A 21,964-nucleotide genomic window follows, 5' to 3' on the forward strand; every position below is an offset into this window, starting at 1 on the left:
CGGGCCGACCCGAGCGCCGGTGCCCGCGGCGCCCAGGTGCGGCCGCCGTGACACCGCCCGCGTGACGCGCCCCCACGGTGCCGCGACGGCCTGCGCGGCAACGTCATCGGAAAGCGTTTTCCCCCGTCGGTCGACGGTAGGGGTAGGTATCGGGCTCTGTCAACGTCAGCCGCGGCGGTCTGGGGATAACCCCACCATTAAGAGGCCAGCCGGCAGGATGGGTGTCGCCGCTTCGAATCCATACCGTCGAGGACATGACGACGATGACTGTTCCCCCACCCGCCGCGCCCGTGGCGGACCCGCCCCGCCGAGGGTTCATGCGCACCCTGGGCGTCGACACGGCGTACGCCATCGCGGGGTTCCCCATCGCGATCGCGGCGTTCGTGCTGGTCATCACCGGGTTCTCCGTCGGCCTCGGCACGCTCGTGATCTGGGTCGGCCTGCCGATCCTGGCCGGCACGCTCTACGTCGCCCGCGGATTCGCCCAGCTGGAGCGGATGCGCATCGCCCAGGTGCTCAACCACGCCATGATCCCCGGCATCTACAAGAAGGCCCGGCCGGGCGCCGGGACGTGGCGCCGGCTGCTCACGCCGTTCGCGGACGTGCAGTCGTGGCTCGACCTGACCCACGCCATCCTGCGGTTCCCGTTCGCCATCCTCAGCTTCGTCGTCACGGTCACCTGGTGGACGGTGGCGCTCGCCGGGCTGACCAACCCGCTGTGGTTGTGGGCGATCCCGCGCGACAACCCCGACAACGTGACCCTGCCGGAGCTGCTCGGACTGGGCGACGCCTACCGCACGGAGCTGGTGTTCTACCTCGGTGTGGGCGTGTTCTTCGCCATCACGCTGCCGTTCATCCTGCGGCTGGTGACGCTCATGGAGAGCGGCCTGGCGCACGGGATGCTCAACAGCGTGGCCCGGCTGCGGGCGCAGGTCGACGAGCTGACCGAGGTGTCGACCACGGCCCGGGCGCAGAAGGCGGCGGCCGTGTCCGCCGAGGCCACGGCGCTGCGCCGGCTGGAGCGTGACATCCACGACGGCCCCCAGCAGCGGTTGGTCCGACTCGCCGTGGACCTGGGCCGCGCCCAGCAGCAGCTCGACACCGACCCGGACGCGGCCCGCCGCACGATGGCCGAGGCGCTCGACCAGACCCGCGAGGCGCTCGACGAGCTGCGCGCCCTGGGCCGCGGCATCGCCCCGCCGATCCTCACCGACCGCGGCCTGACGGCCGCCGTCACGGCCCTGGCCGGCCGCTGCACGGTGCCGGTCGCCCTGGCCGTCCCGGACCTGCCGCGCCTCGATCCGGCCACCGAGCAGACCGCGTACTTCGTGATCGCCGAGTCGCTCACGAACGTCGCCAAGCACAGCCACGCGAACGGCTGCCGGGTCGTGCTCACCGTGGTCGGCGACCAGATGGAGATCACGGTCACCGACGACGGCGTGGGCGGCGCCCACCCGGCGAAGGGCAGTGGCCTGGCCGGCCTGGTCGACCGGGTCCACTCGGCCGGCGGCGAGCTCAGTGTGGTCAGCCCCACCGGCGGCCCGACGACCATCTACGCTGTTGTTCCGTGCCTGCCGAACGGGGTCTCCGAATCGTGATCGCCGATGACGCGGTCCTCCTGCGGGAGGGCCTCGTCCGGCTGCTGACCGAGAACGGTCACGACGTCGTCGAGGTCGTGGGCGACGGTCCCGCCCTGGTGGCGGCGGTCGTCGCCCACGCGCCTGATGTGTCCATCGTGGATGTGCGGATGCCGCCCAGTTTCACCGACGAGGGCCTGCGCGCCGCCGTCGAGGCCCGGTCGCGGCGCCCCGGCTGCCCGATCGTGGTGCTGTCCCAGTACGTCGAGCTGTCCTACGCCGACGACCTGCTGGCGGACCGCGCGGGCGCCATCGGCTACCTGCTCAAGGACCGGGTCGCCGACGTCGCCGACTTCCTCGACGCGCTGCACCGGGTGGCCGGCGGCGCCACCGTGCTCGACCAGGAGGTGGTGTCGCAGCTGTTCGTGCGCCGGCGCGACCGGGACCCGCTCGCCGTGCTGACGGCCCGCGAGCGCGAGGTGCTCGCCCTCATGGCGCAGGGCCGGTCCAACACGGCGATCGCCCGCGAGCTGGTGGTCACCGAGGGCGCGGTCGAGAAGCACGTGACCAACATCTTCACGAAGTTCGACCTGCCCCGCGACGACGAGCAGCACCGCCGCGTCCTGGCCGTGCTCACCTACCTGCGCTCATAGCTCCGCGACCTGCTGGCGCAGCATGGTCGCGAAGAACTCGTAGCGCCCGGGGTCGTCCTCCCGGAACACGCCACGGCTGGGCATCTCCACGTTCATCAGCAGGTAGAGGTGCATCCGGTAGAGGCCGAGCCGGCGTCGGGCGCTCTCGTCGAACACCACCGGGCCGTACCCGCGCAGGTAGGCGTCGTCGGGCGCGTCCTCGATCCTCCGGAACATGACCGGGGAGACCAGATCCACGAGCGGGTCACCCCAGAGGTAGCGCTCGCCGTCCACCATGCCGGTGAGCCGGAGCACCCCGTCGGCGTCGGGCGCGGCGAGCACGTTGCCGTTCCAGTTGTCGAACTGCACCAGCGCGGGCCGCGCCACCGTCGCCAGGGCGTCGGCGTGGCGGCGCACGGTCGCCCGGACGTCGTCGGCCGGCACGGGCAGCGTGATGTCCCAGTCGACCGCGTCGGCGAGCAGGTCCTCGATGATCCCGGCGAACGCCTCCGGCCAGGTCGCGGCGGCGCGGCGCGCGCCGTCGTACCCGAAATGATCGCCCGTGATCCGGTGCAGCCCGGCGATCATCGCGCCGAACTCCTCGCGGACGGTCGCGTGGTCGTCGTGCGCCTCGTGGCCGGGGCGCCCGGTCGCCTCCGCGAGGGTGGCCAGCGAGTCGCCGGGCAGCAGCGACAGGAACAGCCAGCCGCCGTCGAGCAGTGCCGGGTCGTGGCCGTGCGCGAGGACGCGGGGGACCGGCAGGTGCGGCGCCCGTTCCGCGACCAGGCGGAAGTAACCCACCTCGACGTCGAGCAGGTCACGCTCGTAGCGCAGCAGACGCGCGTGCGCGGGCGGGGATGTCTTGAGGACCACGGTCCGCCCGTCGTCGAGGCGTACCCACCAGACGGCCGCGAACCCGCCGCCGGACAGCGGACCGCAACCGACGACCCGCACCCCTTCCCCGAACGACCAGGCGACAAGCGCCTCGACGTCACGTGGGGTCAACGCGCGCTGAGTGGGGCTTGGAGCGGCCATCGCGCCACCTTAGACGATCAGTTTGTGGGATTGCGGTGCGTGACGTTGCTGAGCGTGATGGCCGTATGGGCAAGTGCGACACTCTCACACCGACTTTGCTCTGCTTCCTTATAGGAAACGGTGCCTGACCAGCGCAGGTCGAATCGCGCGTGCGCAACCATGCTCACAATGGGTAACTGATTCCTATGGGGAAGCAGAGCAAAGTGGGAGCGTGGTGTGGGGTGGCCGGTTGGGCATGTTACGTTGCGTAGTGACGTAAGGCCTCGATCGGGGACGGAGGCGTCGCGCTGGCGAGCCCGGGCGGTGCGGCGGCCAAGGCCGCGCGGCTGCGGGCGTGCACCGGGTGGTCGACGTAGACCTGCCCGGCCGTCACGTCCAACCAGCCGCCCGCGCCCTTGCCGGCGCCGGACGCGTCGAACCCCACGGTCAGGTAGGTGCAACATCAGGCGGCGCTCCCCAGGTGGCGGTCGAAGAACGCGTGCCCCGCGTCGTCGTACGTGTGGAACTCGAAGGTCCTGCCCAGCCGGGTGAGCTCCTTCTCCAGGACCGCTGTCTGCTCCGTCGAGGGGAAGCGGTCCTCGGCGCCGAACAGCCCCATCAGCGGGCAGCCCAGCTTTCATGATTCGGCACCAACTTCCGGGCCGGGTCAGCGCGTTACCAGTGTCGAAGGGGGGTGCCCGTGGATCCGTACGACGGTTTCGACGAGTTCGTCGTGGCCCGCCGCGCTGCGCTGTCACGCACCGCGTACCTGCTGACCGGGGACCATCACCTGGCACAGGACCTGCTGCAGGTGGCCCTGTCGCGGGTCGCGACGCACTGGAGGCGGCTGCGCGACGGCGCGCCCGACGCGTACGCGCGCCGGATCATGGTGAACGAGCTGACGTCGTGGCGCCGTCGCCGGCGTTACCACGAGCGCCCCGTCGACGTGGTCGACGACGAGCCGGACCCCGGCGACCTGTCGCAGGCGGTCGTGCGCCGGGTCCTGGTGGGCCGCGCGATGGCCCGGTTGACCCCCAAGCAGCGCGCCGTGCTCGTGCTGCGCTTCTACGAGGACCTGAGCGAGGCCGCGACCGCCGAGGCGCTCGGCTGTTCGCTCGGCACCGTGAAGTCCCAGACCCATCAGGCGCTGGCCCGTATCCGCGCGGTCGCGCCCGAGTTGGCCGATCTCGTGCGTGAGCCGCAGGAGGTGCGGGCATGACCGAACAGTTGAAGGAACTTCTCCGCGAGTACGCCGAGGAAGCCCGCGTGTACGAGGTGCGCGACGTCGCGCTCTCCGCCGCGCGCCGGCGCCGGGTCACCCGCCGGTTCGCCGTGGTCGCCGCGGCCCTGGCCGTCCTCGCCCTCGGCGGGATCGTCTACGCCCTGCCCAGGCCCGTCGCGATCAACCAGCCCACGGTGACCCCGACCCCGTCGCCGACTCCCGAGGGCCTGAACCTCCCGGCGCGGATCCTTCCGCAGCCCCAGGCGCCCGAACTGCCGAAGACCGCCGTAGGCCCGGCGGTGCGCCTGTACTGGTACTACAGCAAGCCCGAGGAACGGACCGGCTACATCCAGTACCTGGTGGCCGTTGACGGCAGTCAGTACCGGCTGGGCCCGGTCGGCGGCGAGCCCACGCACCGCTACGAACTGTCCCCGGACGGGCGTTGGCTGGTCGGGAGCCTGGGAACCGAGCCGCCGTGGGGCGAAGTGATCCTGCGGGACCTGAACGCCGGCACTTCGGTCAGAATCTCCGGAAACGACCGCTTCTGGTCGCCGGATGGGCGTTACCTGGCGATCGAGCGGAAGAAGCCGAACGAGGAGGGGCCCGGGCGGGTCGCGGTGGTGGACACCCGGCACCTCGACAGCGCGCCCGCCTCCGTGGATCTGCGCTCGTTCATGGGCTGGCAGCTCATGGGGGTCACCGCAACCGGCGACATCGCGCTGACCTCGGTCGACCTCGACACAACCCTGCGCGTCATGGTGATCGACCGGCGCACGGGCGGGCGCGTCCGGGAGGCGAGCGTGGACCTGTCGGGCATGACGACCGCCGACGAACGATCCCGGATGGCTGCGGCCTGGATCTTCGCCATGTCGAGCTACGGCGTCCAGTTCGACGGGGACGGCGTGTTCTATCTGCAGCTGGTGATGAACAACGAACTGCTGGACCCCTATGCGGAGTACGGCGACGTGCTGGTCATCGACCTCGCCGGTCGGCGCGTCCGCGAGCGCATCGCGCTTCCGGCGCCGGTCGTGCAGGGGGATGTCCGGGAGGACCGGCGTCTGCTCCGGGTGCTCCCGCAGGGCCTGCTGCTCTCCCGTTCCTCGACGGCTCCTCTCGACACCTCCGGGGGGCGCCTGCGGGCCTGGGAACTCTTTGACCCCGCGACGGCGCACCTGACGCTGGTCACGGACATGTCACCGCTGAACCCGGCGCCGAAGTGAGGTGTCCCGTCCGGCGTCCACCGCGTTACGTCCGGCGCTGGCTGGGTAGGACCACAGGGTCAGATGCGCGGCGGGCGGAGCTTCCCGCCAAAGGGGCGTGGTTGTGGTGGCGTCGCGACTGATCTGTCGGGGCATCGTGAACGGTGAGCGGGTCACCGAAACGTTCGCGCCGGTCGCGGAGTCGGTGCCGCGGGCCAGGACCGCGGCCACCGCGGTCTGCGGACGATGGGAGATTCCCCCGGACGTGACCCAGCGCGTTCAGGTGATCGTGACGGAGCTGGCGGGCAACGCCGTCCGGCACGCGCGGACCCCGTACGAGCTGGTGTTGCGGCGTTCGGGCGCGACGCTCTACCTGGCCGTACGGGACGGGGATGATCGTCCGGCGCGGTTGCTCGGCCCGCTGACGCCGACCAGCGCGGGCGGTCGCGGCCTGATCCTCGTGGACGCGTACGCGTCCGCCTGGGGATGCTTCCCGACGATCGACGGGAAGACGACCTGGGCGCTGCTGCGGCAACCGGCGGAGCCGCCGGTCAGTCCTGCGCCATGATCGCGTCCCGCAGGGTCGCGATGGTCTGGTTCAGGATCCGCGAGACGTGCATCTGCGACAGGCCCACCTCGGCCGCGATCTGGGCCTGGGAGAGGTCCTGGGTGAAGCGCAGCGCGAGGATCCGTCGCGTCCGCTCGGGCAGCGCGGCGATCACATCGGTGATCGAGTTCAGGTTGTCCACCTGCTCGTAGCCGGGATCCAGCGCGCCCATCAGGTCGGCGAGCTCCGCCGACCCGTCGCCGACGGGCACCGACAGCGACCGTGGCCGGTAGCTCTCCGCGGCGTCCAGCGCCGCCTCGACGGCCTCGGTCGGCAGTCCGAGACTGGTCGCCAGGTCGGCCGGGTCGGGCGAGCGGCCGAGCTCCTGGGTGAGCTGGTCGTTGACCCGGCGGGTCTCCAGCAGCACGTCCTTGAGCCGGCGCGGCACCCGCATGGCCCAGCCCCGGTCGCGAAAGTGCCGGCGCAGCTCGCCCAGCACGGTCGGGATCGCGTAGTCGCTGAACCCGTGCCCACGCTCGGGATCCCACCCGTCGATGGCCTTGAGCAGCCCCAACGCGGCGACCTGGCGCAGGTCGTCCTCGTTCTCGCCCCGGTTGCGGTAGCGGGCCGCCATCTGGTGCGCGGCGGGCAGCGCGAGCTCCACCGCCTGCTCGCGCAGCGGCCCGCGCCGCGGATCGTTGACCGGCAGCGCGGCTGCCTCGATGAGCAGCTGCCCGATCATCTCGTTCGTCATGGCGAGCGAGTCCTGTCCGGCCGCGATGACGTCGTGGACCACCTCGTGCGGGCTGCGCGCGTGCATCGTGCAGCACGGCCGCGCGGGCCGCGGTGGGGCACTGTCGCGGGGCGCGTACGCCCCGAGCTTCTTGGCCAGACTCACAATCTCGAGTACGTCCAGGACGGTGCCCTCGGCGCCGACGACGCGCAGGCGGCTGCCGACCTCCTCGGCGTGGCTCAGGGCGCCGGCGAGGACGCCCACGATGGCCGCGTCGATGAGGCTCACATCGGCGAGGTCGAACACCACCCCGCCGGGAGCGGTGTCCACGCCCCGACGCAGCGTGCGCCGCACCGCGGAGGACGCGGACAGGTCGAGGTCACCCTCGGCGACGACGAGCTGAACACCGTCAACGAGGTGCGTATGCAGCATCGGTCGGTTCATCCGTCTGCCTCCTCCGCCCCCGCACAGCCTCCCCCACGAGTGGGTGCGCTAAACGCGTACCGCGTCCGGCAAAGCTTGATCCGTAAGCCTCAGTCTAGGCCGCCGGTAGTGGTAACACCGCAGGTCAGAGGCGCCTCGGCAGGTTACGTGCCGAAGTGAACCCGGTGTCGTGTTCAGGAACGCGGGACGTTCTCCGCCCCAAGGGGATGCGTCTCCGGGTCGCTGCCCTCACCGTGCCGGAAGGCCTCTTCGCGGCGTTCCTGCTCGCGTGTGCCCACCTGCCCGTACAGGCCGGCGAGGCCGAGCAGGAGGCCGATGATGAACGACATGACGCACGTCGCCATGGTGAAGCCGAGCACGTTGAGGTCGGTACGCAGCAGCGTCATCATGACGATCCCGGCGCCGATGAAGGCGACCGAGCCGGTGAGGTTGACGTAGCGGTCCACGTTGCGGCCGACCAGCGCGCCGATGACGATGACGATGCCCGCGACGATGGACAGCAGCGCGAACGCGCGGTTGGCCTTCAGCCCGAGCACCCAGGGCAGGTCATCCTGGGCGAACAGGGCCAGGTCGGCGGTCCGGGCCAGCGCGAGCGCGCCGAACGTCAGCACGTACAGCCCGCACAGCGCGGCGAGGAGCCGGTACAGCGGGCGCATCGGGTGGTTCACCGGTAGGTGCGACATGTCGTCCCTCTACCCATCCGGACGGGCGTCCAACCAGTCTACGTCCAATATGGACGTCCTGCGCCTATTCCGCGGGCACCCGGGCGACGGGCAGGTCGCGCCGGCGGGCGAGCGCGGCGAGCGCGACGGCGTCCGCGATCGCGGCCGCGTTGTGGTCGTTGTTGAAGTACACGAACACGTCCTCCCCGGGGTCGAACGCGTCCGTGACCCGGGTGAGCCACGACGCGAGGGCCGTCCGGCCGTAGCGGGGCGCGGGTGACGCCCTGCCCTCGTGCATCCGCAGGTACCCGAAAGCGGTGGTGCGCCACAGGGGTGTGACCGGCCGGCCGCGGCGGTCGGCCCAGCACAGCGCGGCGTTGTGCGCGCGCAGCACCGCCTCGACCTCGGGGGTGAACCAGGACCGGTGGCGCGGCTCGACGGCTATGCGGGCATCCCGTGGGCACCGTCGGAGCACCTCGTTCAGCGCCTCCGGGTCGGCCCTGAGGTTCGGCGGCAGTTGCAGCAGCACGGGTCCCAGCTTCGGGCCGAGCGCGGTGGCGTGGTCGAAGAACCGGGCGACGGGTTCGGCCGGATCGCGCAGCCGCTTGATGTGCGTCAGGTACCGGCTCATCTTCACCGCCACGACCAGGTCCGCGGGCGTGTGGTCGCGCCACGCGGCGAACACCCGCCGGTCCGGTAGCCGGTAGAACGCGTTGTTCACCTCGACGGTCGCGAACCGCGCCGCGTAGTGATCGAGCCACAGCCGCACCGGCACCTTCTCCGGATAGAACCGCCCCCGCCAGGACCGGTACTGCCAACCCGAGGTGCCGATGTAGATCATCAGGTCCTGAGCAGGTCCGCCGCGGCGGCGAGCACGTCCTCGGCGTCGAGGCGCAGCAGCGCCGGGTGCGGCCCGTCGGTGTGCTTGTGGCTGTCACCGGGCAGCGGGCACCACAGCACGCGGTGCAGCCCGCCGGGCGGCGGACCCCCGTGCGACGGCGACAGCGGCCCGAACAGCACCACCGACGGCGTCCGGTACGCGGTGGCCAGGTGCGCGATGCCCGTGTCGCCGCAGATGACGAGCCGGCTCGCGCGGACGGCGTCGGCCAGTTCGCTGAGGTCGATGTCCTTCAGCACGGCGTCCGGCCCGAGCCCCGCCTGGACCGCCACGTCGCCGGCGAGGCCCTCCTCGCCGGGGCCGGCTGTGATCCGGACGTCCAGCCCCTGCTCCGCGACACCCCGGGCTACGGTCGCGAACCGGTCGGCCGGCCACCGCCGGGCCGGGTTCGACGCGCCCGGATGGATGAGCACCGGCCCGTCCCGGTGACCCGGCGACCCGAGGTACAGGTCGTCGCCCCGGGTCGGGCACCCGTACGCCTCGACGAGGCGTCGCCACCGGGCCACCTCATGCTCGTAGGGGTCCCACGGCGGCGCGTCGGGCATCCCGTACGCCCACAGGTGGCCGGGTGCCAGGCCGTGCAGCAGCCGGGTCGAGCCGGGGCCCTTGCCGTGCAGGTTCACCGCGACGTCGACCTCGGGCCCGAGCCACCGCAGGCGCTCCGGCGGCGCCTTGACCGACACGTCGACAACGTGATCCACCACGGCGTGGTCCGCGGGTCGTCTGTCGGTGTGTCGGCCCGCCGCGTGGTGGCCGCCCGCCGGCGTGTCCAACGTGATGCGCAACCGCTCCACCAGCGGCGCCAGCCCGGCCGGCGCGGCGAGCGTCAGCTCCGCGTCGGGCCGCGCCCGCCGCAGGGCGCGCAGCGCCGGTACAGCGGTCAGCAGATCCCCGAGCCCCGACGCCCGCAACGCCACGATCGCCCCAGTGCGCTCCATATCGGTGTCCCCCAGCTGAACAGGCCTTTTCCCGTGCGCTTCTTACCCGCCCGCGCGCCCGGCCAACCCTCCCGTCGGCGTGTCACCGCCCGCGCCGGGTGAAGCGTTGTGCGGGCACTATGGGCGTGACACTTCAGCGGGAGGCGATGTTGGCGGGATTCCGTTTCGACACCGAGTACGCGGCCGGGCTGCTGTTCGCCGCGGACGTCACCGAGGCGGCGACCCGGCCGGAGCACGGCGCCCACGGCGCCGAGCGGCTCAAGGACCCCTACGCGCAGGAACTGCTGCGCTGCCAACGCAACTACGAGTGGTGCGACAACCGCCACGACGTGGACCTCGCCGTCCACGGCGCGCTGCGGGCGACGGTCGACTACGTCGCCCGCCGGTACGCGTTGTCGCCGTCACCTGAGCCCGGCCGGCCGCACCAGCTGTGGCCCGACCTCGACGACCGGCTCGCCGCCCTGGCCAGGGCACTGGAGTTCGCCGCGGCCGCGGCCGAGGACGCGTGGCGGCGGAACGTACGTTCGGCCGGTTTCCGGTGTTCGCGGGCTGCGGCGTTCGCGCCTGTCCGGCAGTAACGGGATCAGATAGTCGGCACACTCGATGCCTTGGTCGCGTTTCCGCAGGTCAGAACTGTGGGCCGCCGGGGGCTCGAACCCCGAACCTATGGATTAAAAGTCCACAGCTCTACCATTGAGCTAGCGGCCCCAACTGCGTGCCTTGACAGGTTACCGGACTGCCGTCCTTGATCATCATGTGGTTTGTTGGCGCGCGGATACAGCGCCCCTCCACCGGGAACCTGTTTCAGCTAGCATCTGCCCGTGATCCCTCATCCAGCACGGCCGATGTCTGCCTGTCTGTTGGCGGCGGCCGCGAGCCGTGGACGGCGCGGGTGACCGCCAGCGGCGTCGCCACGGCGGCCACGTCCGAACCGGTCCAGGACGCCGCGCCGCGACCACGGTGGTCACTGCTCCCGCTGGTCGCCCTCGGCGCGCTGTTCGCCGCGCTGATCGGCTTCGTGGCGACCCGGGCCGGGGACTACGGCCGCACGTTCGACGAGCCCTTGCAGGACTCCTACGGCGAGAGCGTCTATCAGTGGTACCGCACGGGCGGCGCCGACCTGTCGTTCCAGAATTTCCCCGCGGAATGGTACATGCAGGAGCACGGCGTGTGGTGGGAGACGCTCATCGCCGCCTTCCAGCACGCGTTCGGGTCGCAGTCGCACTGGTACACGAGGTCGGTCCTCGGCGGCGTGATCATGGTCCTCGGCGTCGCCGCCGTGGCCGCCTGCGGCGCCGAGATCGCCGGCCGCTGGGGCGCCCTGGCCGCCGCCGTCGGCATGGCGCTGTATCCCCGCTACAGCGGCGCCGGCTTCACCAACTCCAAGGACGTGCCGCTGGTGGCGCTCATGGCCTTCGCCGCCTGGACCGTCCTGCGCGGAATGCGACGGTGGAACGGTCGCCTCGGCTGGCGCCTGTTCGACTGGGCCCTCGTCGGTGTCGCCGTCGGGCTGGCCACCTCGCTGCGCATCGCCGGCGTCATCTGGTTCCCCGTCCTGGGCGCCGTCTGGCTCGGTTGGTGGATCCGCAACGGCCGCGCCGCGCGCGCCGACCGGACCTGGGTCGCGGCCCTGTGGCGGCAGGCCGTCGCCGCGTTCGTGGTCTGCGCCGTGGCCTACGTGACGATGCTGGCCACCTGGCCGTACCTGTTCCTGAACCCGGTGCACGGCCTGTTCGACGCGTACCAGGTCATGTCGCATTACGACTGGACCGGCGACGTCCTGTACATGGGCCAGGGCCTCGACGGGGCGACCGAACTGCCGTGGCACTACCTGCCGGTGTGGTTGGTGATCGGCTCACCGCTGCCGACCATCGTGCTGTGCGTCCTCGGCCTCGGGTTCATCGTCGCCGACCTCCTGCGGCGTCGGGTGGACGCGCGCCTGCTCGTCATCGCGGCGCTGCCCGTGATCACCATCGCCACCATCGTCATCACCCGCCCGACCATGCTGAACGGGTTCCGGCACACCCTGTACGTCGCCGCGTTCCTCGTCCTGCTCGCGGCGTACGCCGCGGTGCGGACCATGCGGGCGCTGCACCGCCACGGCCGGCGGGCCGCCTTCATCGCCGCCGCCGTCGTGCTGGTGGCCAGCCAGGCCGAGGTCGTCGTGTCGGCCGTGCGCCTGCATCCGTACCAGTACATGTACTTCAGCCCCGTCGTCGGCGGCTACCTCGGCGCGCACGAGGACTTCGAGACGGACTACTGGCTCGCGTGCGAGAGCCCGGCGCTCGAGTGGCTGATCGCCCACCACAAGGAATACTCCGACAACCCACAACCGAGCGTGGACGCGGTCCAGGCCGCCGTATGGGGGCTGCCGGAAAACAACTTCACCAGCTCCGACACGCCGGACTTCGTCGTCAAGAACTGGCCCAACATGCCCGGCCCGGAGTACCGGGTGATCCACACCGAGGCCATCCAGGGCGTCACGCTGTGCACGGTCGCCGTCCGCAACGGCTGACCCGGCCGCAAGCCGTCGTTTGGTCTTGTGCACCAGACTCGTCTTATGACCGCAGACCAGAAGCTGAGCGCAGTCGGTGTCGCTGTAGGGGTTGTCGCGATCGTCGTTGGCGTCCTGGCCGCCCGGAGATGGGGAACGCGCCGAAGGCGGCTGTTCCTCACCTACACCAGCGCCTCGTTGATGCCCTCCAAATCGTTCAGCGGTATTGCGAAAAACGTATTGAAGGTGACTTTCCAGGACGTAGTGGTTGACGACCCGTACGTAACCATCGTCGTCCTGGAGAACGGCGGCCCCGCAGACGCTGCGTCGGCCCACTTTCACGATGGCGAACCCTTTTATGTCGAGCTGAACTGCACGCTGCTCGACGTTATGAACTCCTCGCACCCGGACTACACGATCGTCAGGGTCGACGAGGGCAGGTCCGCCGTTGGCCTTCGCCCCTGCCTGTTCCGGAAGGGTGATTCCTGGAACTTCGTTGCGGTGACGGACGGAAAGCCAAAACTCTCGGCTATCAACTCCTTAGTTGACACTGATGTTTCGACGTCGGATGGCTTTCCGTATCAACCTGCCAGGTGGTTGCTGAAGTTCGCGGCGTCGCTCACGCCACCAGCGGGCTTCCACACCAGGTAGCCGCCGCCGGGGTGCAGCCGCAGCCAGCGCGTAGTGCGGCGGGAAGTGCCCCCTGGGGGCCCCATAGGGGCGCATTCCCGCCACAGTCCGGCCGTTGAGGGGTGATCCTTAGGGCACACCAGGCGCTGACGGGGGTGGCCAATGAACTCTTATCCGGCTATTGGCGATCATGGGCTGATCGGTGATCTGCAGACCGCCGCGCTCGTCGCGACCGATGGGACCATCGACTGGTTCTGCGCGCCGCGGTTCGACTCGCCGAGCATCTTCGCCGCGCTGCTCGACCAACAGGCCGGCGGTGCGTTCCGGATCGCGCCCGAGGGCGTCGACTACGTGACCAAGCAGCTCTACCTGCCCGGCACGCCCATCCTGATCACCAGGTTCATGAGTACGGACGGCGTCGGTGAGGTCGTCGACTTCATGCCCATCGCCGGCGAGCGGGCCACCGACCGCCACCGCCTGGTCCGCATGGTGCGGGTCGTGCGTGGCCAGATGCGCTTCCGGCTGGAATGCGAGCCGCGCTTCAACTACGGCCGCGACCGCGCCGAGATCGACCTGAACGAGGATGGCGCGACGTTCCGCTCCCCGACGATGACGCTGACCGTGAGCCCCTGCCGCGTCGACCGTCGCCTGATCCGCCCCGAAGACCTTCAACGCACCGAGTACGGCCTACGCGCCCGCGCCACCCTGAACGCCGGCGATGTCGGGGGTGTGCTCCTGGAGACCAACACGTCGGGGCCGGCCCGGGCCGTCGCGCCGGACGAGCTGCTGCGCCTGTTCTCCGAGACCCGCGACTTCTGGCGGGCGTGGATCGGCCGGTCGCGGTACCGGGGCCGGTGGCGGGAGATGGTCGAGCGCGCCGCGATGACCCTCAAGCTCATGACGTACGCCCCGACGGGCGCGCTGGTGGCCGCGCCGACCGCGGGCCTGCCGGAGCAGATCGGCGGTGAGCGCAACTGGGACTACCGGTTCACCTGGGTCCGCGACGCGTCGTTCTCGGTGTACGCCCTCCTGGGTCTGGGTTTCACCGACGAGGCGGAGGCCTTCCTGCGCTGGCTCAACGACCGGGTCCGCGACGCGGCCGGCGGGTCCGGCCCGCTGCAGATCATGTACCGGATCGACGGGTCGCCGGACCTGGCCGAGGAGACCCTCGACCACCTTGACGGCTACCGCGGCTCACGGCCTGTCCGCATCGGCAACGGCGCGGCCGGCCAGCTTCAACTGGACATCTACGGCGAGGCGCTCGACTCGGTGTACCTGGCCGACAGCCACCAGTTGCGCATGTCGCACGACGCCTGGTCGAACATCCGGACGCTCATGGACTGGCTCGTCGACAACTGGGACCGGCCCGACGACGGCATCTGGGAGACCCGCGGCGGCCGGCAGGACTTCACGTACGGCCGCCTGATGAGCTGGGTGGCGTTCGACCGGGCGATCCGGCTGGCGCGGGGCCGGGGCCGGCCGGCGGACCTGACCCGCTGGACGGGCGCCCGCGACGCCGTGTACGAGCAGGTCATGGCGCGCGGGTTCCATCCGGAGCGGGAGGCGTTCGTCCAGCACTACGACACGGACGTACTCGACGCGTCGTTGTTGTACATGCCGTTGGTGGGGTTCATCGCGCCGAACGACCCGCTGTGGCAGTCGACGCTGCGCGCGATGGACGGCGAACTGGTGTCGGACAGCCTCGTCTACCGGTACGACCCGGTGGCGTCGCCGGACGGGCTGCGCGGCTCGGAGGGCACGTTCACGATCTGTTCGTTCTGGTACGTGGACGCGCTGGCCCGCTCGGGGCGCCTCGACGACGCCCGGCTCACCTTCGAGAAGATGCTGACCTACAGCAACCACCTCGGCCTGTACTCCGAGGAGATCGCGCCGACCGGCGAGCAGATCGGCAACTTCCCGCAGGCGTTCAGCCACCTGGCGCTGATCAGCGCGGCGATGAACCTGGACTTCCAGCTCGACAACGGCGCGGGCTGGGTCGGCCCGGTCCTCGACGAGGGCGCGGGTGTCCGCGCGTGATCAGGGTTGCGCGGCCGCGACACCCGGAAGGTCACCGAACCGGGCTGCGGCGTCCCGGCTGAGAACGATGCGACCCGACTCCGACGCGTGCGCCGCGATGATCAGGTCATGCGCGCCGCGAGGCGTGCCGGCCCTGCGGACATGCGCGATGAGGCGGGCGTGGTGTGCGGCCGTCGCCTCTGTGTACTCAAGCACCTCGACCGCAGAAACGATCGCGGCGAGCGCGCGGGCCCGGTCCGCCGCGCGTTGTGCCGAGTCGGCCAGTTCGATGCCGACCCGGTATTCCGCGATCGACACTGCCGACACCGCGAGTTCGTCGTTGTCGAGCGCGCCGCGGTCGATGGTGCCGCGTTCGTAGGCGATGAGAATGTTCGTGTCGAGGATCAGGCGCCGGCCCACGGATCCGCCTGGTCGTCGGTGACGTGCGTGAGGGCGTCAGCGATGGTCGCCTCGAACTGCTCATCCGGAGGGGCGATCTCGGCCAGTGCGGCGCGCAGGTCGCGGCCGGTGCGTTGGCGCGCCGGGCGGATCTCGGCGATCGGCCGGTTGCCGCGCGTCACTGTGACGGACTCACCCCGCTCGATGGCGTCGAGAAGGTCGGAGAACCGTCGCGAGGCTTCGGTAGCCGAGATGGTTCGCACAGCCGCCATTCTATCTGATTATCAGATCACCGGCTGGTGCTCCGTGTTTCCTGGAGATCAGCTGAATAGACGATGGCCGCAGTGTTAACAGCGCCACTAGCCTGCGTGGGCTTCATTCCTGCTGATTCGGGGGGAACCCACATGTTCATCTGGGGCATCGCCAAGAACAAGTTCGGCATGCTGATTCTCGGTCTCATCATGGTCGGCGCGGGTGTCTACCTGCTCAACCAGGACAAGGCGACCTGTGGTGGCGAGGTCATGCAGGCCGGTGACGTCTGTGTGACCTCGCGCGCCGGCGTCGAGACCGGTGAGAGCACCACCGAGGAGACGCTCAAGAACCAGAAGCTCGGCGGCTACGCGCTGACCGGCATCGGCGGCGTGCTGGCCATCGCCGGCATCGTGCGCATCATCGTCGGCGCCCGCGGCAAGGACGAGGAGTCGGCGCAGCCGAGCGCTCCCGTCGCCTCCGCCTGAGATCGTTAACCGCGAGGGGGGTCCGGCGCGGGACCCCCCTCGCGCGTTCAGGCGGCCGCGCCGCCGATGAGCGCGACGGCCGCCTGCCGCAGCGGCTCGTCCGCCGGGTAGGACGGCACGTCGAACGGCGGGTCCGGGTCGTACTCGATGGCGAGTTGCGCCGCGCGGGCGGTGTCGTCGCCGTGCAGCCTGGCCACGAACCGCAGCGCGAGGTCGATGCCGGCGCTGACCCCGGCCGCGGTGACGACGTTCCCGTCCGTCACGACGCGCTCCTCGACCGGCGTGGCGCCCATGGCCCCCAGCAGCTCCATGCAGGCCCAGTGGCTGGTCGCCCGGCGCCCGGCGAGGACCCCGGCCGCCGCGAGGATGAGCGACCCGCTGCACACCGACAACGTCCAGGTCGCGGTCGCGTGCGCCGTCCGCACCCAGTCGAGCGTGGCGGGGTCGGACAGCGCGCCGGTCGGGTCGCTGCTGCCGGGCACCAGGACGATGTCGGGGTGCGGCAGGTCGGCGAACGCCAGGTCGGCGTGCAGCCCCAGGCCCGCGTCGGCCCGGATCGGCCCCGCCTCGCGGGCGACGAACCGCACCGTCGCGCCGGGCATCCGGCTGAGCACCTCATACGGCCCGACGGCGTCCAGGGCGGTCAGCTTGTCGTAGAGCAGGATCGCGATGTCCACAAAGGTTCTCCTCACGTGGTTCGGAACCGCCGCCGGTACTCGGCGGGCGGCATGCCCAGGACCTGGACAAACACGCGGCGCATCGTCTCCGCGCTGCCGAAGCCGCACGCGGCCGCCACGTGCTCGGCGGGCGTGTCCGACTCCTCCAGCCGCCGCCGCGCCGCCTCCAGCCGCACCTGCTGCAGGTACCGCCCGGGCGCCACGCCCACCTGGTGGGTGAACGTGCGCGCGAAGTGCCGGGGACTCATCCGCGCCCGCCGCGCCATCGCGTCGACCGTCAGCTCCGCGCCGAAGTTGTCGCCCAGCCAGTGCTGCAGGTCCCGGATCGGCTCGTGGTCGGCGTACCGGCTGGCCAGCTGCGCGCTGAACTGCGCCTGGTTGCCGGGCCGGTGCAGGAACATCACCAGCCAGCGGGCGATGGTCAGCGCCGCCTCCCGGCCCAGGTCGTCCTCGACGAGCGCGAGCGCCAGGTCGATCCCGGCGGTCACGCCCGCCGACGTGACCACGTCCCCGTCCCGCACGTAGATCGGGTCGGTCTCGACGGTCACCGCCGGATACCGCCGCGCCATCCGGTCGCCCGCCGCCCAGTGGGTCGTCGCCCGCCGCCCGTCCAGCAACCCGGCCTCGGCCAGCAGGAACGCGCCGGTGCACACGCTGGTCACCCTCCGCGCGCGCCCCGCCCGCCGCCGGAGCCAGGCCACAAGCTCCACCGGGTACGCCTCGACAACGGTGATTTCGGAGCCCGGCACGACGAGCGTGTCGATCGGCCCGGCGACCTCGTCGAGGGTGACCTCGGGCAGGACGGTCAGCCCCGCGGTGGTGCGGAACGGTGCCCCGTCGACGCTGGCGACGACGACCCGGTAGCCCCGGTCCTCCGACCCCGTCCGGGCCACCCACTGCTGCGCGCCCGCGAAGACGTCCATAGGGCCGGTCAGGTCCAACCCCTGCACCCCGTCGTACCCGACGACCACCACCTGCCGCGCTGCCACGCCTCCAGTCTTGGCCGCCGCCACGATGGCAGCAACGCCGAATACCCCACAGATTCGGCCACGGCCCCTTGTCCTCAGGGCGCTGGTCAGGTCAGAGTGGCGCGGTGGATCTCCAGGCTCTCGCGGAGTGGGTGACGGCGCCGACGATGGAACAGCGCCGCCGGCTCCGCCACTTCGCGGCGCGCCGCGAGCGTTACGGCCGCGCTCTGGTACCGAAGCCGCAGGTGTACGAGATCCTCACGAGCGTTGTCGACCCGGTCGGGCTGGGCCTGACGGCGATCGGGCCGCGCACGTGGGCACGCCGCCGCGACCACGAGCACGTGAGCGTGCTCTGGTTCCGGTCGATGAAGGGCGGGTCGGTCCAGGTCGCCTGGGGCACATCGGCCAGCTACGTGCCGGTGGCGCTCACCCCGAAGGTGCGCTGGGCGCGGACCCTCAAGCAGGCAACAGCCGTGCTGTGGACGTGCGGTCGGGAGATCGAGCCCGGCCGCGACCCCTGGCCGATCGACGGCGGCGTCCACACGTCCAACGGTCCGGTTGCCGTCGCGGACGACATCAACGCCATCTGGGCGGTCGTCCGCGATCGGGTCGAGGCGTTCTGGGCCACGACCGCGTCACCGGAAGGACTGCTGGCGGCTGCGCGGGAACAGGCGGACAACCCGTACCACCATGGTCCGCAGCCTGCCGTAACGGCGGCGTTCGCCGCGGGGCGCCTGGGAGACTACGAGGGCGCTCGCGTGCTCCTCACGGCGGCGCGGTTGAGCGATGACGAGCGGGCGGTCGCCGAGGCGCTCGGAAACGATCTCCATAATCAATCTTGGGACGAAATCCGCGGATAGCCACGGGTTTCGTCCCAAGATTGACTGGGAGTGAGCGGTGGAACCGGCTAGGGGTTGCCGAAGTCCAGGATGATGACCTCCCAGTCGCCCGTGACGTGCTCGGGTCGCACCCTCACCGTGAGGGTGTCGCCCGGGCGACCGGGCTTGTCCGTGTCGCCGAGGACCCGCTCCTCGCCGCAACCGTCGCTGAAGTCCTTCTCGGTCAGCTGCGCCGATCTCGGCGCGTAGTCCCATTTCTCGCAGGCCATGAACTCCTTGCCGTCCAGCGACACGTGCACGGTGCCGGGCGTCTGCTGGTGCACGTCGAAGTTCAGGTTCGCCGCCCAGGGAATCGTGACCGTGACCGGCGCCCGCGGGTCCGCCGGGTCGTTGCGGACGATCTTCACCACCTTCGCCTTCGTGTTCGGCCGCGCCCCGGGCAGGGCGGGCAGCGTGTCCGGACGCGGCGGCAGCGGGAAGTCCTCGAACGCGACCGGCAAGCCCACACCCAGTGAAAACGTGCCGCTCTCCGGCAACGGCAGTTGGCGAATCGTCGTCTCCGTGCGCTCGCTCGTGGGGCCGACCTTGAGCGTGAGCGTGACCGGCTCGCCGACCTTCATGCCGTGGTACTTCACGTTGTCGAGGACGACGTCCGCGCCACAGGCGACGCCCAGGATGCCGGCGCTGTTCGGCAGCTCAATCCCCGCCCCGATGCCGGGCACACTGCACCGGACAATGATGGCCAGGCGCTTCGAGGTCGGGGTGAATCGGAGCTTCACCGACGTTGTGGGCAACTCGCCCGAGGCCGCTGCGAACACACGGGCGCCTTCGACGTACTCAGGAATGCCCGCGAACGTTTTCGCGGTCGGCGACGGGCTCGGCTCTGTGGTCGCCGTCGGGGGCATCGGTAGCGCGGACGGACCGCGCAGGGCCACCGCGCCGCCCGCGATCGCGAGGATCGCGGCCGCTACCGTCGCGGTCGCGGCCAAGGTCCGTCGGCGGCGCGTGCGCGCGATCCGGCGGTGAACATCGGTGAGCCGGACCGTCTGCGGCATCGAGGCCGGCGGCGTGGCCGAGTGGTCCTCGAATACTTCACGCAGGAGACGCTCGCTCATGCCGCCACCTCCGCTGCGCTCCGGAGTCGACATGAGGTCCAACCGTGCCGATGATTCGCTCGCTGTCGCTCGCTCATGCGTACACCCCCAACGTCTTGTCGAGGCGGAGTTTGGCCAGCGCTTTGGCGGTCTGGCTCTTGATCGTGCCCACCGAGCAGTGCATGATCTCGGCGGTTTCCCGTTCGCTGAGGTCCTCGAAGTAGCGGAGGACCAGCACGAGGCGTTGCCGCTTGGGTAGCCGTCCCAGCGAGCGCCACAGTTCGTCGCGGGCGTCGACGGCCGCCTGCGGTTCGGTGAGATGTGGTGGCCTTTCGGGCAGGTCCGCGGTCGGGTGCTCGCCGTTCCATCGTCGTCGCCACCAGGAGGCGTAGGTGTTGGCGAGGATGCGGCGCACGTACGGTTCGGGGTCGCCGTTCATGCGGGGCCAGGCGAACCAGGCCTTGGCTAGCGCGGTCTGCAGCAGGTCCTCCGCACTGGCCCAGTCCCGGGTGAGCAGGTAGGCGGTGCGGAGCAGCCGCGGTGACCGCGTCAGTACGAACTCGTCGAACTCGTGCTGTCTCGACACACGCGCCTCCCCTGCGAATCGGTTGAACAAGGTACGTGCCGGCCCCTGGGCGAGGTTGCCCGTCGGCAATGACGATCAGCCATGAGGTCCGCCCACGAGCGAGGCGTCCGAGCTGATGAAGACGACCCAGTCGCCGGTCACATGCTCGGGTCTCACGGTGATCGCCAGTGTGTTGGAACGCGGTTTGTCCGCTGGGCCGAGGAGGCGTTCCTCCGTGCAGCTGTCGGGAACGTCGGGCTGCGTCGGGTCGGCCATTCCGGGCTCGAAGTCCCACTTCACGCAGGTGAGGAACTCCTTGCCGGTCAGCGACACCCGCACCGTGCCGGGTGTCTGCAGGTGCACGATGAAGTTCAGGTCCTGCGGTTTCCACGGAAGTTCGACCGTGACCGGGGTCAGCGGGTCGCCCGGCGCGTTGCGGACCGTCTTCACCACCGACCACCCCGGTGGTGGCCCGGGCAACGCGGGCAGGGTGGCTGGTCGTGGCGGCAGCGGGAAGTCCCCGAATGCGACCGGCACGCCCACGGCCAGCGAGATACCGCCCCGCGCCGGCAACGGCAGCGAGTCGTGGTGCCTGCCCGCTAGCCGGAGCAGCATGGTGGCGGTGAAGGTCACGGTCGCTGGCTTGCCGACCTCCAGATTGACTTCCGAGAGATCGTCGACGGCGCTCACCGTCCCGCAATGGGCGAACCTGGGGCCCTTGCCTGAATAGGACAGCTCCCCTCTGATCGCGTTGTCGCTGCAGCGCACGACGATCGCCAGGCGCTTCGACGTCGGGGTGAACCGCACGGTGACCGTATTGTCCGGGAACTCCGCCGTCGCCCCCGCGAAGATCCGTACGCCCGCCACGTACTCGGGGACTCCGCCGATTGTCTTGAGGGAGGGCGATGGACTCGGCGTAGGCGTCGCCGCCGGCGTTACCGGCGGCGCGGCGGTGTCACGCAGGACGGCGGTCGTGCCCCCGATCGCCAGCACCACGGCCGTCACCGTCGCGGTGGCGGCCAGCGCCCGCCGGCGGCGCGTACGCGAGATGCGGCGGTGGACGTCGGTGAGGCGGGCGGCCTGTGGCATCGATGTGGGCGGCGCGGCGGCCAGGTCCTCGAACAACTCACGTAGCGGTGTGTTCATGCGTACACCCCGGGGGTTCTGTCGAGGTTGAGTTTGGCCAGTGCCTTGGCGGTCTGGCTCCGGACCCTGCCGACGGAGCAGCGCATGATCTCGGCGGCCTCCTTCTCGCTGAGGTCCTCGAAGTAGCGCAGGACGAGCACGAGGCGTTGCCGCCTGGGCAGCCGTCCCAGCGAGCGCCACAACTCGTCGCGTGCGTCGGCCGGCTGTCGGCCACCGTCGGGCAGTTGTGCCCTCGGGTGCTCGCCGGTCCATCGTCGTCGCCACCGGGACGCGTAGGTGTTGGCGAGGATGCGGCGCACGTAGGGTTCGGGGTCGCCGTTCATGCGGGGCCAGGCGAACCAGGCTTTGGCGAGCGCGGTCTGCAGCAGGTCCTCGGCAGCGACCCAGTCACGGGTGAGCAGATAGGCGGTCCGTGACAGCCGCGGTGACCGCGTCAGCACGAACTCGTCGAACTCCCGCTGTCTCGACATGGGCGTCTCCCTTTGGGAATCGGTCGCCGGAGATACGAGCCGGGCCGTGGGTGAGGTTGCCCG

The 21,964-nt window shown here is 70.8% G+C and carries 26 protein-coding genes and 1 tRNA gene; 11 read left to right on the forward strand and 16 right to left on the reverse strand.

All coding sequences use genetic code 11. The features are described 5' to 3' along the window. Window positions 1-263 precede the first annotated feature (263 nt). Both ABD211_RS21060 and ABD211_RS21065 read left to right on the forward strand, forming a co-directional pair. Window positions 264-1,598, forward strand: coding sequence for a sensor histidine kinase (locus ABD211_RS21060; protein WP_425560479.1), 1,335 nt, complete (start codon window positions 264-266; stop codon window positions 1,596-1,598). Continuing rightward, window positions 1,568-2,230, forward strand: a complete 663-nt coding sequence (locus tag ABD211_RS21065) for a response regulator (protein WP_344134555.1) — start codon at window positions 1,568-1,570, stop codon at window positions 2,228-2,230. The genes ABD211_RS21060 and ABD211_RS21065 overlap by 31 nt, the downstream gene beginning before the upstream one ends. On the opposite strand, the gene ABD211_RS21070 is transcribed toward ABD211_RS21065, so the two are convergent. From ABD211_RS21070 to ABD211_RS21080, 3 genes are all read right to left on the reverse strand, one after another. Then, complete coding sequence (locus ABD211_RS21070) at window positions 2,225-3,244, reverse strand: phosphotransferase family protein (RefSeq protein WP_344134558.1); 1,020 nt, start codon at window positions 3,242-3,244, stop codon at window positions 2,225-2,227. The genes ABD211_RS21065 and ABD211_RS21070 overlap by 6 nt on opposite strands. A gap of 238 nt (window positions 3,245-3,482) precedes the next feature. Beyond that, window positions 3,483-3,674, reverse strand: coding sequence for a DUF6295 family protein (locus ABD211_RS21075; RefSeq protein WP_344134691.1), 192 nt, complete (start codon window positions 3,672-3,674; stop codon window positions 3,483-3,485). A 12-nt stretch (window positions 3,675-3,686) separates the two neighbouring features. Next, on the reverse strand, window positions 3,687-3,857 hold the full coding sequence (locus ABD211_RS21080) for a dienelactone hydrolase family protein (RefSeq protein ID WP_344134694.1): 171 nt from the start codon (window positions 3,855-3,857) through the stop codon (window positions 3,687-3,689). 66 nt (window positions 3,858-3,923) lie between these two features. Between ABD211_RS21080 and ABD211_RS21085 the strand changes: the two genes are divergently transcribed. From ABD211_RS21085 to ABD211_RS21095, 3 genes are all read left to right on the forward strand, one after another. Next, on the forward strand, window positions 3,924-4,442 hold the full coding sequence (locus ABD211_RS21085) for a SigE family RNA polymerase sigma factor (RefSeq protein WP_344134561.1): 519 nt from the start codon (window positions 3,924-3,926) through the stop codon (window positions 4,440-4,442). Then, window positions 4,439-5,665, forward strand: a complete 1,227-nt coding sequence (locus ABD211_RS21090) for a TolB-like translocation protein (protein ID WP_344134564.1) — start codon at window positions 4,439-4,441, stop codon at window positions 5,663-5,665. Before ABD211_RS21085 ends, ABD211_RS21090 begins: the two co-directional genes overlap by 4 nt. 103 nt (window positions 5,666-5,768) lie before the next feature. After that, window positions 5,769-6,212: an ATP-binding protein gene (locus tag ABD211_RS21095; RefSeq protein ID WP_344134566.1), complete on the forward strand. Its 444-nt coding sequence runs from the start codon at window positions 5,769-5,771 to the stop codon at window positions 6,210-6,212. Here the strand turns inward: ABD211_RS21095 and ABD211_RS21100 are convergent. The 4 genes from ABD211_RS21100 to ABD211_RS21115 all read right to left on the reverse strand — a co-directional run bounded on the left by ABD211_RS21100 (window position 6,196) and on the right by ABD211_RS21115 (window position 9,866). Then, window positions 6,196-7,368 (reverse strand): SigB/SigF/SigG family RNA polymerase sigma factor, encoded by a 1,173-nt coding sequence (locus tag ABD211_RS21100; protein ID WP_344134569.1) that lies wholly within the window; start codon window positions 7,366-7,368, stop codon window positions 6,196-6,198. The two genes, ABD211_RS21095 and ABD211_RS21100, sit on opposite strands and share 17 nt — an antisense overlap. A 173-nt stretch (window positions 7,369-7,541) precedes the next feature. Next, window positions 7,542-8,051: a DUF4383 domain-containing protein gene (locus tag ABD211_RS21105; RefSeq protein ID WP_344134572.1), complete on the reverse strand. Its 510-nt coding sequence runs from the start codon at window positions 8,049-8,051 to the stop codon at window positions 7,542-7,544. Between the two features lie 64 nt (window positions 8,052-8,115). Beyond that, window positions 8,116-8,871 (reverse strand): DUF72 domain-containing protein, encoded by a 756-nt coding sequence (locus tag ABD211_RS21110; RefSeq protein WP_344134575.1) that lies wholly within the window; start codon window positions 8,869-8,871, stop codon window positions 8,116-8,118. After that, entirely contained in the window at window positions 8,871-9,866 is a 996-nt protein-coding gene (locus ABD211_RS21115) for a glycosyltransferase family 9 protein (RefSeq protein ID WP_344134578.1), read from the reverse strand. The genes ABD211_RS21110 and ABD211_RS21115 overlap by 1 nt, the downstream gene beginning before the upstream one ends. 125 nt (window positions 9,867-9,991) lie before the next feature. On the opposite strand from ABD211_RS21115, the gene ABD211_RS21120 reads away from it, so the two are divergent. Next, complete coding sequence (locus tag ABD211_RS21120) at window positions 9,992-10,444, forward strand: hypothetical protein (protein WP_344134581.1); 453 nt, start codon at window positions 9,992-9,994, stop codon at window positions 10,442-10,444. A gap of 58 nt (window positions 10,445-10,502) precedes the next feature. Here ABD211_RS21120 and ABD211_RS21125 read toward each other — a convergent pair. Then, a tRNA-Lys gene (locus ABD211_RS21125) sits at window positions 10,503-10,574 on the reverse strand. 184 nt (window positions 10,575-10,758) lie between these two features. On the opposite strand from ABD211_RS21125, the gene ABD211_RS21130 reads away from it, so the two are divergent. The 3 genes from ABD211_RS21130 (at window position 10,759) to ABD211_RS21140 (ending at window position 15,027) form a co-directional block, all read left to right on the forward strand. Beyond that, window positions 10,759-12,381, forward strand: a complete 1,623-nt coding sequence (locus tag ABD211_RS21130; protein WP_344134584.1) for a hypothetical protein — start codon at window positions 10,759-10,761, stop codon at window positions 12,379-12,381. Between the two features lie 45 nt (window positions 12,382-12,426). After that, on the forward strand, window positions 12,427-13,011 hold the full coding sequence (locus tag ABD211_RS21135; RefSeq protein WP_344134587.1) for a hypothetical protein: 585 nt from the start codon (window positions 12,427-12,429) through the stop codon (window positions 13,009-13,011). A 141-nt stretch (window positions 13,012-13,152) separates the two neighbouring features. Then, on the forward strand, window positions 13,153-15,027 hold the full coding sequence (locus tag ABD211_RS21140) for a glycoside hydrolase family 15 protein (protein ID WP_344134590.1): 1,875 nt from the start codon (window positions 13,153-13,155) through the stop codon (window positions 15,025-15,027). Here the strand turns inward: ABD211_RS21140 and ABD211_RS21145 are convergent, their stop codons facing one another. Together ABD211_RS21145 and ABD211_RS21150 are read right to left on the reverse strand one after the other, a co-directional pair. Continuing rightward, window positions 15,028-15,426: a type II toxin-antitoxin system VapC family toxin gene (locus ABD211_RS21145; RefSeq protein ID WP_344134593.1), complete on the reverse strand. Its 399-nt coding sequence runs from the start codon at window positions 15,424-15,426 to the stop codon at window positions 15,028-15,030. It abuts the gene before it with no gap. Then, window positions 15,411-15,668 (reverse strand): type II toxin-antitoxin system Phd/YefM family antitoxin, encoded by a 258-nt coding sequence (locus ABD211_RS21150; RefSeq protein WP_344134596.1) that lies wholly within the window; start codon window positions 15,666-15,668, stop codon window positions 15,411-15,413. The genes ABD211_RS21145 and ABD211_RS21150 overlap by 16 nt, the downstream gene beginning before the upstream one ends. 141 nt (window positions 15,669-15,809) lie before the next feature. Between ABD211_RS21150 and ABD211_RS21155 the strand changes: the two genes are divergently transcribed. Beyond that, window positions 15,810-16,142 (forward strand): hypothetical protein, encoded by a 333-nt coding sequence (locus ABD211_RS21155; RefSeq protein ID WP_344134599.1) that lies wholly within the window; start codon window positions 15,810-15,812, stop codon window positions 16,140-16,142. 47 nt (window positions 16,143-16,189) lie between these two features. On the opposite strand, the gene ABD211_RS21160 is transcribed toward ABD211_RS21155, so the two are convergent. Beyond that, window positions 16,190-16,819, reverse strand: coding sequence for a DJ-1/PfpI family protein (locus tag ABD211_RS21160; protein WP_344134602.1), 630 nt, complete (start codon window positions 16,817-16,819; stop codon window positions 16,190-16,192). 11 nt (window positions 16,820-16,830) lie between these two features. Beyond that, the gene (locus ABD211_RS21165) at window positions 16,831-17,808 is read right to left on the reverse strand and encodes a GlxA family transcriptional regulator (protein WP_344134604.1); all 978 of its coding nucleotides are present in this window, start codon (window positions 17,806-17,808) and stop codon (window positions 16,831-16,833) included. A 104-nt stretch (window positions 17,809-17,912) separates the two neighbouring features. Between ABD211_RS21165 and ABD211_RS21170 the strand changes: the two genes are divergently transcribed. Continuing rightward, complete coding sequence (locus tag ABD211_RS21170; protein WP_344134607.1) at window positions 17,913-18,647, forward strand: hypothetical protein; 735 nt, start codon at window positions 17,913-17,915, stop codon at window positions 18,645-18,647. A 47-nt stretch (window positions 18,648-18,694) separates the two neighbouring features. On the opposite strand, the gene ABD211_RS21175 is transcribed toward ABD211_RS21170, so the two are convergent. The 4 genes from ABD211_RS21175 to ABD211_RS21190 all read right to left on the reverse strand — a co-directional run bounded on the left by ABD211_RS21175 (window position 18,695) and on the right by ABD211_RS21190 (window position 21,901). Continuing rightward, window positions 18,695-19,741, reverse strand: a complete 1,047-nt coding sequence (locus ABD211_RS21175; protein WP_344134610.1) for a hypothetical protein — start codon at window positions 19,739-19,741, stop codon at window positions 18,695-18,697. A 73-nt stretch (window positions 19,742-19,814) separates the two neighbouring features. Next, window positions 19,815-20,306, reverse strand: coding sequence for a SigE family RNA polymerase sigma factor (locus ABD211_RS21180; protein ID WP_344134613.1), 492 nt, complete (start codon window positions 20,304-20,306; stop codon window positions 19,815-19,817). 75 nt (window positions 20,307-20,381) lie between these two features. Beyond that, complete coding sequence (locus ABD211_RS21185; protein ID WP_344134616.1) at window positions 20,382-21,431, reverse strand: hypothetical protein; 1,050 nt, start codon at window positions 21,429-21,431, stop codon at window positions 20,382-20,384. Continuing rightward, a complete protein-coding gene (locus tag ABD211_RS21190; RefSeq protein WP_344134619.1) occupies window positions 21,428-21,901 on the reverse strand; it encodes a SigE family RNA polymerase sigma factor in 474 nt (157 codons plus the stop codon). Before ABD211_RS21190 ends, ABD211_RS21185 begins: the two co-directional genes overlap by 4 nt. Between the last annotated feature and the right edge of the window lie 63 nt (window positions 21,902-21,964).

This window comes from Luedemannella flava, from assembly GCF_039528515.1.
Classification (GTDB): domain Bacteria; phylum Actinomycetota; class Actinomycetes; order Mycobacteriales; family Micromonosporaceae; genus Luedemannella; species Luedemannella flava.